The 13,772-nt window shown below is 59.1% G+C and carries 14 protein-coding genes; 13 read left to right on the forward strand and 1 reads right to left on the reverse strand.

Features of this window, described 5'->3' with window-relative positions; all coding sequences use genetic code 11:
* Positions 1–67: 67 nt before the first annotated feature.
* From FPZ52_RS08385 to FPZ52_RS08400, 4 genes are all read left to right on the forward strand, one after another.
* Positions 68–892, forward strand: coding sequence for an IclR family transcriptional regulator (locus tag FPZ52_RS08385; RefSeq protein ID WP_146365013.1), 825 nt, complete (start codon positions 68–70; stop codon positions 890–892).
* An 11-nt stretch (positions 893–903) separates the two neighbouring features.
* The gene (locus FPZ52_RS08390; RefSeq protein ID WP_146365014.1) at positions 904–2,076 is read left to right on the forward strand and encodes an acetyl-CoA acetyltransferase; all 1,173 of its coding nucleotides are present in this window, start codon (positions 904–906) and stop codon (positions 2,074–2,076) included.
* Between the two features lie 8 nt (positions 2,077–2,084).
* Positions 2,085–3,653 (forward strand): acyl-CoA synthetase, encoded by a 1,569-nt coding sequence (locus FPZ52_RS08395; RefSeq protein WP_146365710.1) that lies wholly within the window; start codon positions 2,085–2,087, stop codon positions 3,651–3,653.
* A 272-nt stretch (positions 3,654–3,925) separates the two neighbouring features.
* A complete protein-coding gene (locus FPZ52_RS08400; protein WP_168201288.1) occupies positions 3,926–4,489 on the forward strand; it encodes a PCC domain-containing protein in 564 nt (187 codons plus the stop codon).
* On the opposite strand, the gene FPZ52_RS08405 is transcribed toward FPZ52_RS08400, so the two are convergent.
* Complete coding sequence (locus tag FPZ52_RS08405) at positions 4,486–4,917, reverse strand: nucleoside deaminase (RefSeq protein WP_146365016.1); 432 nt, start codon at positions 4,915–4,917, stop codon at positions 4,486–4,488. The two genes, FPZ52_RS08400 and FPZ52_RS08405, sit on opposite strands and share 4 nt — an antisense overlap.
* A gap of 96 nt (positions 4,918–5,013) precedes the next feature.
* Here FPZ52_RS08405 and FPZ52_RS08410 point away from each other — a divergent pair, with 96 nt between their 5' ends.
* The 9 genes from FPZ52_RS08410 (at position 5,014) to FPZ52_RS08450 (ending at position 13,772) form a co-directional block, all read left to right on the forward strand.
* Positions 5,014–5,805: a pseudouridine synthase gene (locus tag FPZ52_RS08410; RefSeq protein ID WP_146365017.1), complete on the forward strand. Its 792-nt coding sequence runs from the start codon at positions 5,014–5,016 to the stop codon at positions 5,803–5,805.
* Positions 5,806–5,999: 194 nt separating this feature from the next.
* Positions 6,000–6,884 carry a 5-bromo-4-chloroindolyl phosphate hydrolysis family protein gene (locus FPZ52_RS08415; RefSeq protein WP_146365018.1) on the forward strand — a complete coding sequence of 295 codons (885 nt, stop codon included), beginning with the start codon at positions 6,000–6,002 and terminating at the stop codon, positions 6,882–6,884.
* Positions 6,885–6,900: 16 nt separating this feature from the next.
* The gene (locus FPZ52_RS08420) at positions 6,901–8,091 is read left to right on the forward strand and encodes a toxic anion resistance protein (protein WP_146365019.1); all 1,191 of its coding nucleotides are present in this window, start codon (positions 6,901–6,903) and stop codon (positions 8,089–8,091) included.
* A 4-nt stretch (positions 8,092–8,095) separates the two neighbouring features.
* On the forward strand, positions 8,096–9,091 hold the full coding sequence (locus tag FPZ52_RS08425; RefSeq protein ID WP_146365020.1) for a DUF2927 domain-containing protein: 996 nt from the start codon (positions 8,096–8,098) through the stop codon (positions 9,089–9,091).
* Between the two features lie 2 nt (positions 9,092–9,093).
* A complete protein-coding gene (locus FPZ52_RS08430; RefSeq protein ID WP_146365021.1) occupies positions 9,094–10,203 on the forward strand; it encodes an SPFH domain-containing protein in 1,110 nt (369 codons plus the stop codon).
* A gap of 26 nt (positions 10,204–10,229) precedes the next feature.
* Positions 10,230–11,381, forward strand: coding sequence for a TFIIB-type zinc ribbon-containing protein (locus FPZ52_RS08435; protein ID WP_146365022.1), 1,152 nt, complete (start codon positions 10,230–10,232; stop codon positions 11,379–11,381).
* Positions 11,382–11,389: 8 nt separating this feature from the next.
* On the forward strand, positions 11,390–12,328 hold the full coding sequence (locus tag FPZ52_RS08440) for a carbohydrate kinase family protein (RefSeq protein ID WP_276617436.1): 939 nt from the start codon (positions 11,390–11,392) through the stop codon (positions 12,326–12,328).
* Positions 12,328–12,774 carry a D-aminoacyl-tRNA deacylase gene (gene dtd, locus FPZ52_RS08445; protein WP_146365023.1) on the forward strand — a complete coding sequence of 149 codons (447 nt, stop codon included), beginning with the start codon at positions 12,328–12,330 and terminating at the stop codon, positions 12,772–12,774. The genes FPZ52_RS08440 and dtd overlap by 1 nt, the downstream gene beginning before the upstream one ends.
* Before the next feature lie 113 nt (positions 12,775–12,887).
* Positions 12,888–13,772, forward strand: coding sequence for a LysR family transcriptional regulator (locus tag FPZ52_RS08450; protein WP_168201289.1), 885 nt, complete (start codon positions 12,888–12,890; stop codon positions 13,770–13,772).

Here is a 13,772-nt window from a genome sequence, read left to right on the forward strand (position 1 = left end):
AGGACCGTTGCAATTAACAATAATTGCCCACTAAGGTGCTTCTCGACCTATTTATTGGTATCGTATTATGGACCAGTTACGACAATTCAGCCCTGCCTCATCCAGCGGCGCGCAAAGCGTGGACCGAGCACTGCAAATCCTTTCGCGCGTCGGCCAGAAGGTGGATGAAGGTATTTCCCTGTCGGAAATGGTACGCGAAAGTGGTTTGGCAAAACCGACGGTCCGGCGGCTTCTGCTGGCTTTGTCGCGGTCGGGTTTTATCGAACAAGACCCGATGACACGTCGCTATTTTCCGGGCCGTGAAATATATATCCTTGGCTCATTGGCAACCCGTCGTTTTGGTCTCCTGAAGCTTGCACTGCCCAGTCTTGCAAGACTAGCCCGCGCATCGGGCGACGCAGCATTCCTGTCAGTGAAACGAGAAAATCACGCGGTCTGTCTGCACCGCGAAGATGGCGATTATCCCGTCAAGACCCACGCCCTGCAAGCAGGCTACGAACATCCACTGGGTGTCGGCGCCGGGTCGCTGGCCATGCTCGCAGCGTTGAACGACGACATGGTTGAAACGGTGATAGATGCCATCCGTCCCGAAATCGAACGCGCGTATCCGAGTTGCTCGGAAGCGAGCATGCGACAGGCGATCATCCGGTCGCGACAGGCGGGATATGCGTTGAACCCGGGGCTGATCTACAAGGATTCTTGGGGTGTCGGGATCGCGATCCAGCATCCCGCTGGAGGCGTTGCCGGCGCGTTCAGCATCGCCGCAGTCGAAAGTCGGCTACAACCAGAACGCCAGCGCGAATTGGCGGCTCTGTTGCGCGAGGAGGCGCAAACTGTTGAGCGCAAGCTCAAGGACATGTTTACACAGGCTGGCCCGGTCATGATCGGGTGATAGGGGGGATAATGTCACGCGAAGCACAGATTGTCGGATGGGCGCACGGCAAGTTCGGCAAGGCAGAAGCACCGGATGTCGAAAGCCTGATGGCGTTGGTCACCGAACCTGCCCTGCATCATGCCGGCCTTGGGCCGGAAGCCGTGGACGGGATTTATTGCGGCGTATTCAACGGCGGGTTTTCCAAGCAGGGCTTCGGGGCAGCGCTGGTCGGAATGGGATGCGCGGACCTCGCCAACACTCCTGCGACCCGCTGCGAAAACGCCTGCGCGACCGGCAGTGCGGCAATCTACGCGGCGATGGATTTCATCGAATCCGGTCGTGGCAATGTGGCCCTCGTTGTCGGTGCCGAAAAAATGACTGCGACACCCACGGCAGAGGTCGGCGACATCCTTCTCGGTGCGAGCTATCGCAGGGAAGAAGCGAACATCGACGGTGGCTTCGCAGGCATTTTTGGTACGATTGCTCAAAGCTATTTCCAGCACTACGGCGACCGCTCGGCAGAGCTTGCGATGATTGCGGCCAAGAACCACGCAAACGGCGTCGCCAACCCCTATGCCCATATGCAGCGTGATTTCGGGTTCGACTTTTGCAACACCGTGTCCGACAAAAACCCCTACACGGCGGGACCGCTGCGCCGCACGGATTGCTCGCTGATCTCCGATGGGGCTGCTGCGCTGGTGCTGGCCGAGGCCTCGGTTGCCGGAAATCTGGATCGCGCCATTAGGTTTCTGGCTCGCAGCCATGCGAACGACATCCTCGCCATAAGCCGTCGCGATGCGCTGCGTTTCGAAGGCGCAAGACGGGCGTGGGCGAACGCACTCGAAAATGCCGGTTTGTCGATCAGTGATCTGGATTTGGTCGAGACCCATGATTGCTTTACCATAGCGGAGCTGATCGAGTACGAGGCCATGGGTCTTGCCGAGCCCGGCGAAGGTGGGCGCGTCGTGCGTGACGGGCTCACGCGCAAAGACGGCGCACTGCCCGTCAACCCTTCGGGCGGGCTGAAATCCAAAGGGCACCCCATCGGCGCGACGGGGGTATCCATGCATATCATGGCCGCGCTTCAATTGATGAATGACGCGGACGAAATGCAGATCAAGGGCGCAGAACTGGCCGGTGTGTTCAACATGGGCGGCGCAGCCGTTGCAAACTACGCCTCGATCTTGGAGCGTGCGCATTGACCAGCCTTATGCCCCCTGTTTCCACACGTGCCGTGAACCTGGCCCATTTCGTTGATCAAGCCGCCCGCAGACATGCCGAACGTCCTGCGCTGGCCTGGGGCGATACCGTCTGGACTTGGCAAGTCTTCTCCGCTCGCGTCAACGCATTTGCGCATGCGTTAGTCGAAGAATTCGGCATTCGCAAAGGCGACCGCATCCTGATTCAATCGGCAAACTGCAACCAGATGTTCGAGGCCATGTTTGCCTGCTTCAGAGTCGGTGCAGTCTGGGTGCCAGCAAACTATCGCGGCATGCCTGATGAACTTGCTTGGCTCGCTGTGTCGAGCGGAGCGAAGTTGATGATCTGTCAGGCCGCTTTTCCAGATCATGCAGCCGCATGTGCAAGCCAGATCGGGCAGACAATCGTCATCGGCGGCGCGGATTTCGGGAACGACTACGACGCTATCGTCGCGCGGCATTTGGGTCAGTCACAACCACTTGCTAATGTCGAACGTGACGATCCATGCTGGTTCTTCTTCACGTCCGGCACAACCGGCATGCCAAAGGCTGCTGTGTTGACACATGGCCAGATGGGTTTTGTCGTGACCAATCATCTGTGCGACCTGATGCCTGGCACAACCCAGAACGACGCCTCGTTGGTCATTGCACCCCTGTCCCATGGGGCTGGAGTGCATCAGCTGGGGCAGGTTGCGCGCGGTGCGGTGACGATCCTGCCCGGCAGCGACAGCATGGATATTGCCGAGATCTGGACCCTTGTCGAAAAATGGCGCGTGACGAATATGTTCACGGTGCCGACCATCTTGAAGATGTTGGTCGAGGACCCATCCGTCAGTGACCACGACCATTCCAGTCTGCGTTACGTGATTTACGCGGGTGCACCGATGTATCGCGCCGATCAAATCAAGGCGCTGGAAACCCTGGGCCCGGTGTTGGTTCAGTATTTCGGATTGGGCGAAGTCACGGGGAACATAACCGTCCTGCCCCCTGCCCTTCATGAGACCGAAGGGGATCTCAGACTCGGCACCTGCGGTTTCGCGAGAACGGGTATGCAGGTGCAGGTGCAAGACGACACGGGACGCGAAGTTGCACCGATGGAAACGGGTGAACTTTGCGTCTGCGGCCCCGCCGTCTTTGCCGGCTACTGGAACAATCCCGATGCCAACAAAAAGGCCTTTCGCGACGGCTGGTTCCGAACAGGCGATCTGGGACACATGGACGAAGATGGTTTCTTCTACCTGACGGGGCGCGCGTCGGACATGTACATATCCGGCGGCTCGAACATCTACCCCCGCGAGATAGAAGAAAAAATTCTTCTACATCCAGACGTGACAGAGGTCGCCGTTCTTGGCTTGCCAGACGAAAAATGGGGAGAGATCGGGGCTGCCGTTTGCGTGTGTCGTGCGGGCACTTCTCTGTCCGCAGCAGACATCACAAAATGGCTGGACGGGAAAGTGGCGCGCTACAAGCAACCCAAGCGCTTCATGTTCTGGGATACCTTGCCCAAATCAGGCTATGGCAAGATCACGAAAAAGCTTGTGCGCGATGAAATCGACCGCCGCGACCGGCAGCATACATGACACGCCAGACCATAGACCACCCGGGCCCTTCCGTGGGACCACGTTGGGAAGGCGTCGAAATCTCTGCTTCGGCCATCGAATTAGCGCTAAATCCGGCCAAGGACTTCCAAACAGCACTTTTCTCCGCGTTAGATCATGCGTCAATCGAAGGGGCGGTTCTATTCGCTGAATCGATCCCTTGCGACGCGCTATGTTTCGTCATGCCCGCCGCTGCTGCGGATACACGACATGCCGCCTGGTATAGCGTGAAACAGAAATTGACAGCATCACCCATGATCAAGACCGCAGTCCTGCTTATCGGTCATGAGAATGGGAAAAGGTTCATCCATTGTCACGGGCGCTGGCGCGAAACAGCAGGCAATGACCGGATCGGACATCTGCTTGCGAACCAAACACATCTGGCGGCACCAACCACGCTCCTTGGGTGGGCGATAGAAGGTGGTTCATTTGATCGGGTTGCAGACGCCGAAACCAGTTTCGAGCTATTCAAGCCTGTCGCCACCCATTCCACCGCCAGCGCAAACGGGTTGCTTTTGCGGATTGCGCCGAACGAGGACCTGATCACAACGATCGAGAACGTCTGCGCGCGGTATGGCATTGAGCACGGTACCATCCATGGGCTGGGCAGCATTGTCGGCGCGCAATTTTCAGATGGCAGGAACATGACATCTTACGCAACAGAGCTGATGATTGATGAAGGACGTATTGAAAACGGGCGGGCATCTCTCGATATCTCGATCGTCGGAATGGATGGAAACCACATGAGCGGGTGGCTGGTACCGGATAAGAACGCGGTCTGTGTGACAGCCGAACTGTTCATTCTACGACAGGGCTAGCGGCGCTGCCGGAAGAAGTCCGTCAGCAACGCGGCCGCTTCGACCTCTGCCATCCCGTGATAGACCTCCGGCTGATGATGGCTTTGCGGATGGATGAAGACACGCGCTCCGTGCTCAACCCCGCCTGACTTGGGATCGGACGCCGCATAGTAGACCCGCGCAATTCGCGCCGCCGCGACGACCGCCGCGCACATTGCACAGGGTTCAAGCGTCACATAAAGCGAATGCCCCGTTAGTCGCTCGCTACCCGATTGGCGGCAGGCCGCGCGGATCACCAGCATCTCGGCATGGGCGGACGGATCATTCAACTCCCGCGTTCGGTTCCCGTCTTGCGCAACGACCTGTCCCGCCGGATCGACCAGCGCGGCCCCCACAGGCACCTCGCCACGCGCAGCGGCGGCACGCGCCTCTTCCAGCGCGACGGACATATGACTGCGAAACGGTCCCACGCGCCTAGTTGCGCTTGCGGGCAGGTTCTGTGCAAGACCCTTTCGCAGTTGAACGCAACGGGATAGGGCTATTACATGAGCAACGATCCAAAAAAGGGCGACCGTATCGCCAAGGTTCTGGCACGCGCCGGGGTGGCCTCGCGCCGCGAGGCCGAAAAGATCATCGAAGCCCGCCGAGTCCGCGTGAATGGAAAGCTGATCGACAGCCCCGCTCTGAATGTACTGCCCTCCGACCGGATCGAGGTGGACGGGCAGCCACTTGCAGAACCGGAACCCACCCGCATCTGGCTATACCATAAGCCGACGGGCCTCGTAACCACCGCCAAAGATGAGCGCGGACGCGCAACGATCTTCGACGATTTGCCAGATGAAATGCCGCGCGTGATGACCGTCGGGCGGCTCGACCTGAATTCCGAAGGACTGTTGCTGCTGACCAATGACGGCGAGATCAAGCGTAAACTCGAACTTCCGTCCACAGGTTGGTTGCGCAAGTACCGTGTCCGGGTAAAAGGAACCCCGGACGATGCCGCGCTTGAACCCCTGCGCCAGGGCATCACCATAGACGGCGAAGCCTTCCAGCCGATGACGGTAACGCTCGACAAGCAACAGGGCGCAAACGCATGGCTGACCGTATCATTGCGCGAGGGCAAGAACCGTGAAATCCGACGCGCATTCGATGCGATCGAGATGCAGGTCAATAGACTGATCCGCGTCAGCTATGGCCCGTTTCGCCTGGGCGATCTGAAGAAGGGCCAGGTTGAAGAAATCAAACAACGCGTCGTCCGAGACCAGCTTGGACTGACACCAGAGGATGACGGCCACGCCAAACCCAAGCGGAAACGTCCGCTACGTCGCCGGACACGTTGATCCCGCTTTGCCCGTCGCTGTGTCGCAGAAATTTTTGCGGTTTTCCGACGAAAGTGTTTTTTTTCTCGCAAGTTACCCTATAGTCAGAGGCGGAAACTTGGGGGTTGTTGAATGACCGAAAGCGGGGTCCGCAAGATATCCTATGTCCTGCTCGTCGGGCTGGTTCTCTATGTAGCATTCGTGGGGGCCTGATCGTGGCGCAAAAATATGGCGGCCGTTTCAGTCCTGATACGAAGGATACCGATGACACGGCGGCTCCGGCTCTGCGGCATCCGTTCCAAAGCAAATCCCGTACGCGTGCCGGCATGCGATCGAACCTGTTGTTCGTACTACCATTCTTTTTTCTGCCCGCCGCATTCACATCTGGCCCGACCGGGCTTGCGCTGAACCTGGCGGCATTCGGCAGCCTGCTGTTGTCCGCTTGGCTGACACGTGACGGGTTGATCGCACAGGAAAACTACGAAGCACGCAAGATCGCGCGTCGTCCTGCAATTCCCCGCAAGCTGTTTGGGTCAGTTCTATTGGGGCTGGGACTGGGAATCTCAGGCATCGCGGATGACAGCCTTGGCGGCGCGGTCATTTTCGGCGCTCTTGGCACGGGGCTGCATTTGCTGTCCTTTGGGCTGGATCCGATGAAGAACAAGGGCATGAGCGACGTTGATCGCTTCCAGTCGGATCGAGTGTCCCGTGCGGTTGACGAAGCCGAGCGCCACCTGTCTGATATGTCGGAAGCTATCAAGCGCACGGGCGACCGGCGATTGGAAGGCATGGTAGATGGGTTCACCTCCACCGCTCGCGAGATGTTCCGCACAGTCGAAGAAGACCCTCGCGATTTGACCGGCGCGCGCAAATTTCTTGGCGTCTACTTGTTGGGCGCGAAGGATGCGACGGTCAAATTCGCCGACCTTTACAGTAAGACCCGCGACCGGGGCGCGCGGGACGACTATGTCGCCTTGTTGAACGACCTTGAATCGAATTTCGCCGCCAAAACACAGACCCTGCTGCTCGACAACCGGACCGATCTCGACGTGGAGATCGAAGTGCTGCGCGAGCGGCTGGAACGTGAGAAGCTAGGATAACCCAAGGGGGACCGTTATGTCTGAAATTGTGCAGAAGAAGGCCGCCGAAGTCCAAACCGAGGTAGATCAGGCCGCGCTGCCATTGCCCGAACCTCGGGTGGATCTGGTTCCATTGGAACAGGCTGAACCCGCCGTAGCGAGTGAAATCCGCAAGCGCATGGATGAAATCGACATCGGGGATACCGGCTCTATCATCGCCTTCGGCTCGGCGGCACAATCGGAATTGCAGGAAATCAGCCAGTCCATGCTTGCCGATGTCCGGAACAAGGATGTGGGGCCAGCTGGCGACAGCCTGCGCGACATCGTAAGCACTATTCGCGGCTTTTCCGTGGATGAACTGGACCCCAACCGTAAACGGTCTTGGTGGGAAAAGCTGACAGGAAAAGCCAAACCCGTGGCCAAGTTCATGGCCAAGTATGAAACAGTTCAGGGCCAGATCGATTCCGTCACCGACAACCTTCTTGAACACGAGCATACGCTGCTGAAAGACATCAAGTCGCTCGACATACTGTATGAGAAGACCCTGACCTTCTACGATGAACTGGCGGTCTATATCTCGGCTGGCGAAGCCAAGCTGGCTGAACTGGACAAGACCGACATTCCGGCCAAGGAGGCCGAGGTCGGCGCGGCGCCCGAAGACGAGCAAGTCATCAGGGCACAGGAATTGCGAGACATGCGCGCGGCCCGCGACGATCTGGAACGACGCGTGCATGACCTGAAGCTCACACGGCAGGTAACGATGCAGTCCCTGCCGTCGATCCGGTTGGTGCAGGAAAACGACAAGTCGCTGGTGACGAAGATCAATTCGACGCTCGTGAACACCGTGCCATTGTGGGAAACGCAACTGGCACAGGCCCTGACAATCCAGCGCTCGTCAGAAGCGGCCACGGCAGTTCGAGAAGCCAATGACCTGACCAACGACCTTCTGACCAAGAACGCTGAAAATCTGCGTCAGGCGAATGCCGCCGTCCGCAAGGAAATGGAGCGCGGCGTCTTCGACATCGAAGCCGTGAAATCCGCCAATGCCAATCTGATCGCGACGATCGAGGAAAGTCTCCAGATCGCGGATGAGGGCAAGGCCAAGAGGGCTCAGGCAGAAAAAGATCTCGTTACGATGGAGACCGAGTTGCGCGATACACTTGCCTCTGCCAAAGCACGAGGCGACAAGACCGGTGACAACGCAGGAAGTTCTGTTCCGAAGGGGTAACACCATGCGCCTGACGTTCGGGCGACCAAAGATGCAGATGCTGTTTCTGGCCGGCTTCATCGGGCTGGCCGGATGTATGGAACCTGTGACTACTCCCGCACCGCCACCGTCATCTCCCAGCGTTTCGGATACACCTGTCAGGAAGCCGAATCTGCAACGGTCGAACGCAAGTATTCGCTTGCAACAGCGCTATGCCGGCGTCGAACGTGACCTTGTATCTCGCGGGTTACTGCGCACGGATCGCGGCGGCGCCGATACGCCCGTGGATGCCGACAAGCTTGCGCGAAACTTCCTGCGCATCGCGCTGTTCGATGAGTTTTCACCGGGTAGTGAACAGTTGGTCGCGCGGGAAACATCAAGCCGTGTGCGCCGATGGGAATCCCCAATCGACGTATCGCTGGTATTCGGTCCCGGTGTTTTGCCGTCTCAACAGGCCACCGACCGGTCAACTGTTGAAGAGCTGTCTGCAACCCTCGCTTCGGCCAGCGGTCGCCCTGTCCGCATAAAGCGTGCGCCGTCCGATTTCATGATCTTCGTTGTCAATGAAGACGAACGCCGCGCGCTTGGTCCGCGCATCGAAGAACTGATCCCCGGAGTCACCCCAGCTGTGGTCCGGACAATCACGCACATGCCACCGACGACCTTCTGTCTGGTCGTGGCCTTTTCATCCGATCAGGCACCCTATGTATACGAACGTGCAATCGCAATCGTGCGCGACGAGCACCCGCCACTGCTGCGCAAATCCTGCTTCCACGAGGAAATCACACAAGGGTTGGGGCTTGCGAACGACAGCCCGCAAGTCCGCCCGTCCCTGTTCAACGATGACGAGGAATTCGCGCTGCTGACCTGGCAGGACGAGATGATGGTGCAGATTCTTTATGACCGTCGCCTGCAACCCGGAATGGACATCGACGAGGCACGCCCCATCGTCCAGACAATCGCGCATGAACTGATACCAGAAGGCGTTGACATCGCCCAAGCCGAACCCAAGGAAAGCTGACCATGGCCATCTTCGATTTTCTCTCCGGTGAATTCATCGACGTCATTGCGTGGACGGACGACACCCGTGACACCATCGTCTGGCGGTTCGAGCGGCAGGGGCACGAGATCAAGTACGGCGCGAAGCTTACGGTTCGCGAGGGACAATCGGCGGTGTTCGTGCATGAGGGCCAGTTGGCGGATGTGTTCACACCCGGTCTCTACATGTTGGAGACCAACAACATGCCCATCATGACGAAGCTTCAGCACTGGGATCACGGGTTCCGATCACCGTTCAAATCGGAAATCTACTACGTCAATACGACGCGGTTCAACGATCTGAAATGGGGCACCAAGAACCCGGTCATCCTGCGCGATCCGGAATTCGGGCCAGTGCGCGTGCGGGCCTTCGGCACCTATTCGATCCGCGTCCACGATCCCGCGAAATTCATGGTCGAAATCGTCGGTACGGACGGTGAGTTTACCATGGATGAGATCAGCTTCCAGATCCGCAACATCATCACGCAGGAGTTCAGCCGCGTGATTGCCCAATCGGGGATTCCCGTGCTGGATATGGCCGCGAATACCGCCGATCTGGGCAAGCTGATCGCGACCGAGATTTCCGGGACCCTTGAAAGCTATGGCCTGGTCATGCCGGAACTTTACATCGAGAACATTTCCCTGCCTCCGGCCGTGGAAGCAGCGCTCGACAAACGGACCTCGATGGGTCTGGCGGGCGATCTGGGCAAGTACACCCAGTATTCCGCAGCCGAGGCCATGACCACGGCCGCCGCCAACCCCGGCGGAGCCATGGGCGCAGGCATTGGGGCCGGGCTGGGTATGGGCATGGCGGCACAGATGGGTCAGCAGGCCGGGCCGTGGGGCGCTCGCCCACAGCAGGCTGCGCAGACCCCTCCGCCTCCACCTATCGAAAAAGTCTGGCACGTCGCTGAAAACGGGCAGACCAAGGGGCCGTTTTCCAAGGCCGACTTGGGGCGCATGGTGTCACAGGGCGAGGTATCGCGTGAAACCTACGTCTGGACGCCGGGTCAAGACGGCTGGAAGACAGCGGATGACGTAGATGAACTGGCACAACTATTCACGGTCATGCCCCCTCCCCCACCCGGCGCATGACCCGCGACAGCGATTGACTTGATCTGATGCCTACGCCTCCGCCCTTGCCGACCGGCACGACAGACACCGATGCGCTGAACGACCACCGCTTTCCCTGCGACAGCTGCGGCGGTGCGATGCGTTTCTCTCCAGCGCAGCAGCAACTCATCTGCGACCATTGCGGTAACACCAAACCTGTTTCGGCCGCTCAAGAGGGGCTGTGGGGGGCCGGCTCATCCATTCCTGAGATGGACTTCAAGTCAGCCCTTCGCAAGCAGATCCCCGATGCAGACCTGGAAAGCACGCAAGTCACCAAATGCGCGAATTGCGGCGCTTCGGTTGAATTCGACCCAGCGATCCACGCAGCCGAATGCCCCTTTTGCGCGACACCCATCGTGTCGGACACCGGCGTCGACAGGCACATTAAACCGCGTGGCATTCTTCCCTTCATGCTGGACGAACCGTCGGCACGCGACGCGGTCGGGCAATGGATGGGCAGCCTATGGTTCGCACCCAACCGGCTGAAAAGAGACTCGCGGCGCCACCGCAAGATGGATGGTATCTACATTCCCTATTGGACATTCGACGCACAAACCGAAAGCCGGTACGCGGGCGAGCGTGGTGTCGTCTACTACGAGACCCGCTACGTTATACGTGACGGCAAGCGACAGGCGGTGCAGGTCGCCAAGGTCCGCTGGTCCCCTGCACGCGGACGAGTGGCGCGATTTTTCGACGATGTTCTGGTGCTGGCATCGCGGTCTTTGCCCAAGCAGTTTACCGACGCGTTGCAACCTTGGGACCTATCGCGGCTCAGCCCTTACAATGCCGAGTTCATCGCTGGTATGCGTGCAGAGGCTTACACCGTAGAACTGGACGAAGCGTTCAACGAGGCGCGCGGCTACATGGACCGCGTGATCGAACGCGACGTGCGCTTCGACATCGGCGGCGACCGGCAACGCATCCATCAACTGAAGACCGAAGTGTCCGACATCCGCTTCAAGCACATTCTGCTGCCCATCTGGGTGGCTGCCTATCGATACCGAGGCAAGAGCTACCGCTTCGTAGTCAACGGCCAATCAGGTCGGGTGCAAGGGGAGCGACCCTATTCGGCAATCAAGATCGCGCTGGCTGTGCTGGCTGCCCTCGCACTCGCGGCAACCATAGGCTACGTCTACGCCATGAATCAGGGCGGGATGTAGGGGGAACTGTGACCGGGACGCCAAAATTGCTTTGCTGCGGCGAAGCCTTGATCGACATGCTGCCGCGACAAACCGCGGATGGAGATGCGGCTTTCCTGCCCTGCACTGGGGGCGCCGTGTTCAACACTGCGATTGCGGCAAGCAGACTTGGATGCCCGACCGCACTGTTCACGGGCCTTTCACGCGACTTGTTCGGCGCGAAACTGATGCAGGCGCTTCAGGACAGCGGTGTCGCGACAGGCTACGCGCAGATTTCGGACCGCCCCACCACACTGGCTTTCGTGGAACTGGTGGATGGCCACGCCCGCTACGCATTTTACGATGAAGCGACGGCCACCCGAATGATCACGTCGCAGCACCTGCCAGACTTGGAGAGCACGGTCACAGCGCTGTTCTTTGGCGGTATTAGCCTGGTCGTCGAGCCCTGCGGTACGGCATTCGAGGCACTGGCACAGCGCGAGGCCAACAGCAAACTGATCATGCTCGACCCGAACATCAGACCGAGCTTTATTCAGGACGAAGCCGCCTATCGCGCGAGGCTGGATCGCATGTTGGCCGTCAGTGACATCGTTAAGTTGTCGGACGAAGACCTGCACTGGCTGCGCGGCAGCGGCGACCTCGAAACCTTGGCAGCGGATCTGCTGAAGCAAGGTCCCCGCTTCGTCTGCATCACCGAAGGCGCGAAAGGCGCACGGGTCTTCGCGGGTGACTTCACAGTGCGTGAAAGCGCTGTGCCGGTTCAGGTGGCGGATACCGTAGGCGCTGGCGACACGTTCAACGCGGGACTGTTGGCAGGCTTGGAGCAACCGGGACGGTTGAACAAAGACGCGCTGTCATCTCTCGGTGAAGACGACATCCGCCACGCCTTGTCTCTCGCCATGCGTTCGGCTGCGATCACCGTGTCACGTGTCGGCGCCAACCCACCCCTGCTGTCAGAGATTGCCTGATGCGTGCCCTGTTGCAGCGCGTATCTCGGGCCAGCGTATCGGTAGAAGGTGCCGTTGTCGGCGAAATCGGCCAAGGGCTATTGATACTTGCATGCGCGACCGATGGTGACACCAGCGAAACAGTCCCGCCACTTGCCAGAAAAATCGCCAAGCTGCGGATTTTCGCGGATGAGAGCGGCAAGATGAACCGCTCTTTGCTGGCTGTCGGCGGTGCTGCGCTGGTGGTCAGCCAGTTCACACTGGCGGCCGTTACGCGCAGTGGGAACCGACCGGGGTTCTCGGGCGCGGCTGCCCCGGAGTTGGCCGAGTCGCTGTATCTGCAACTGGCTCATGAACTATCCCAGATGGCCATTCCCGTCGCGACGGGGCGCTTCGGTGCGAACATGCAAGTGTCTCTCCTCAATGACGGGCCGGTCACGATCTGGTTGGACACGAACGCACCATAGCCAGATTGGGATTCTACCAAACCGCCTATCGGCGAGCCCGCGCCGAACGCTTTCTATTTCCTTGGAAAGCATCGTGAAAAATGGTTTCTGGGTTTGAAAATACGGATGGTCCCATGGATTTGAACGCACTCAGGGAATTTTGCGCGGTAGTTTCCGAAGGCTCGTTCGTGGCAGCGGCCAGAAAGCTGGACACCCCAAAATCCACCGTTTCCAAGCGGGTTCAGGATCTCGAGACGGCTCTCGGTGTCCAACTGATCGAACGCACGACACGGCGGCTGAGCCTGACTGCGGAAGGTGCGTTGGTGTTGAGCAAAGCGGAGCGGATCTTGTCAGATGCCGATGAGTTGCGGCTTAGTCTGAAAGAACCGGATGAACGCGTTAATGGCCATTTGCGCGTTGCTGCACCCTCATTATTCGGGCAGTGCTATCTTGGCCGCATAGCCGCGCGCAGCCGACAGAGTTATCCCGATCTGACGCTGGAATTCGTACTGACTGACAGCCAGCCCGACCTTGTCGAAGAAGGGTTCGACGCGGCCATCCGCGCGAGCACCCCCTTCGACAGTCCGCTGGTGTCGAAACCGTTCGCTATCTCCCGTCGCATAGCCGTCGCCGCTCCAACCCTGATGAATGAACCGCTGCACCATCCACAGGACTTGACCGATTACCCCGCATTGCTTGATGGCGTCGGCTTGATACAGACGTGGTATTTCACAGATGGTGAACAGGAAACCTCCGCGCGCGTCGCGGGCGGGCTGGCGGTCACCTCCCTTCCAGTGCTGCGTGATGCAGCACGCGACGGCTGTGGAGTTGCGCTTTTGCCGGAAAGCATGGTCCAAGACGATCTGACCTGCGGACGACTGATTGACGCTGTGCCCGGTTGGACAAGCCTGCCAACTGTCTTCAGCCTGATCTACCCGAGCCCACAGGCGCTGACCAGCCGCCTGCGTGCCTTCCTTGACCTGCTGTCCAGTGAATTCCTGGAACGCGAACCGGGCTAA

It is taken from the genome of Qingshengfaniella alkalisoli (assembly GCF_007855645.1).
Taxonomy (GTDB): domain Bacteria; phylum Pseudomonadota; class Alphaproteobacteria; order Rhodobacterales; family Rhodobacteraceae; genus Qingshengfaniella; species Qingshengfaniella alkalisoli.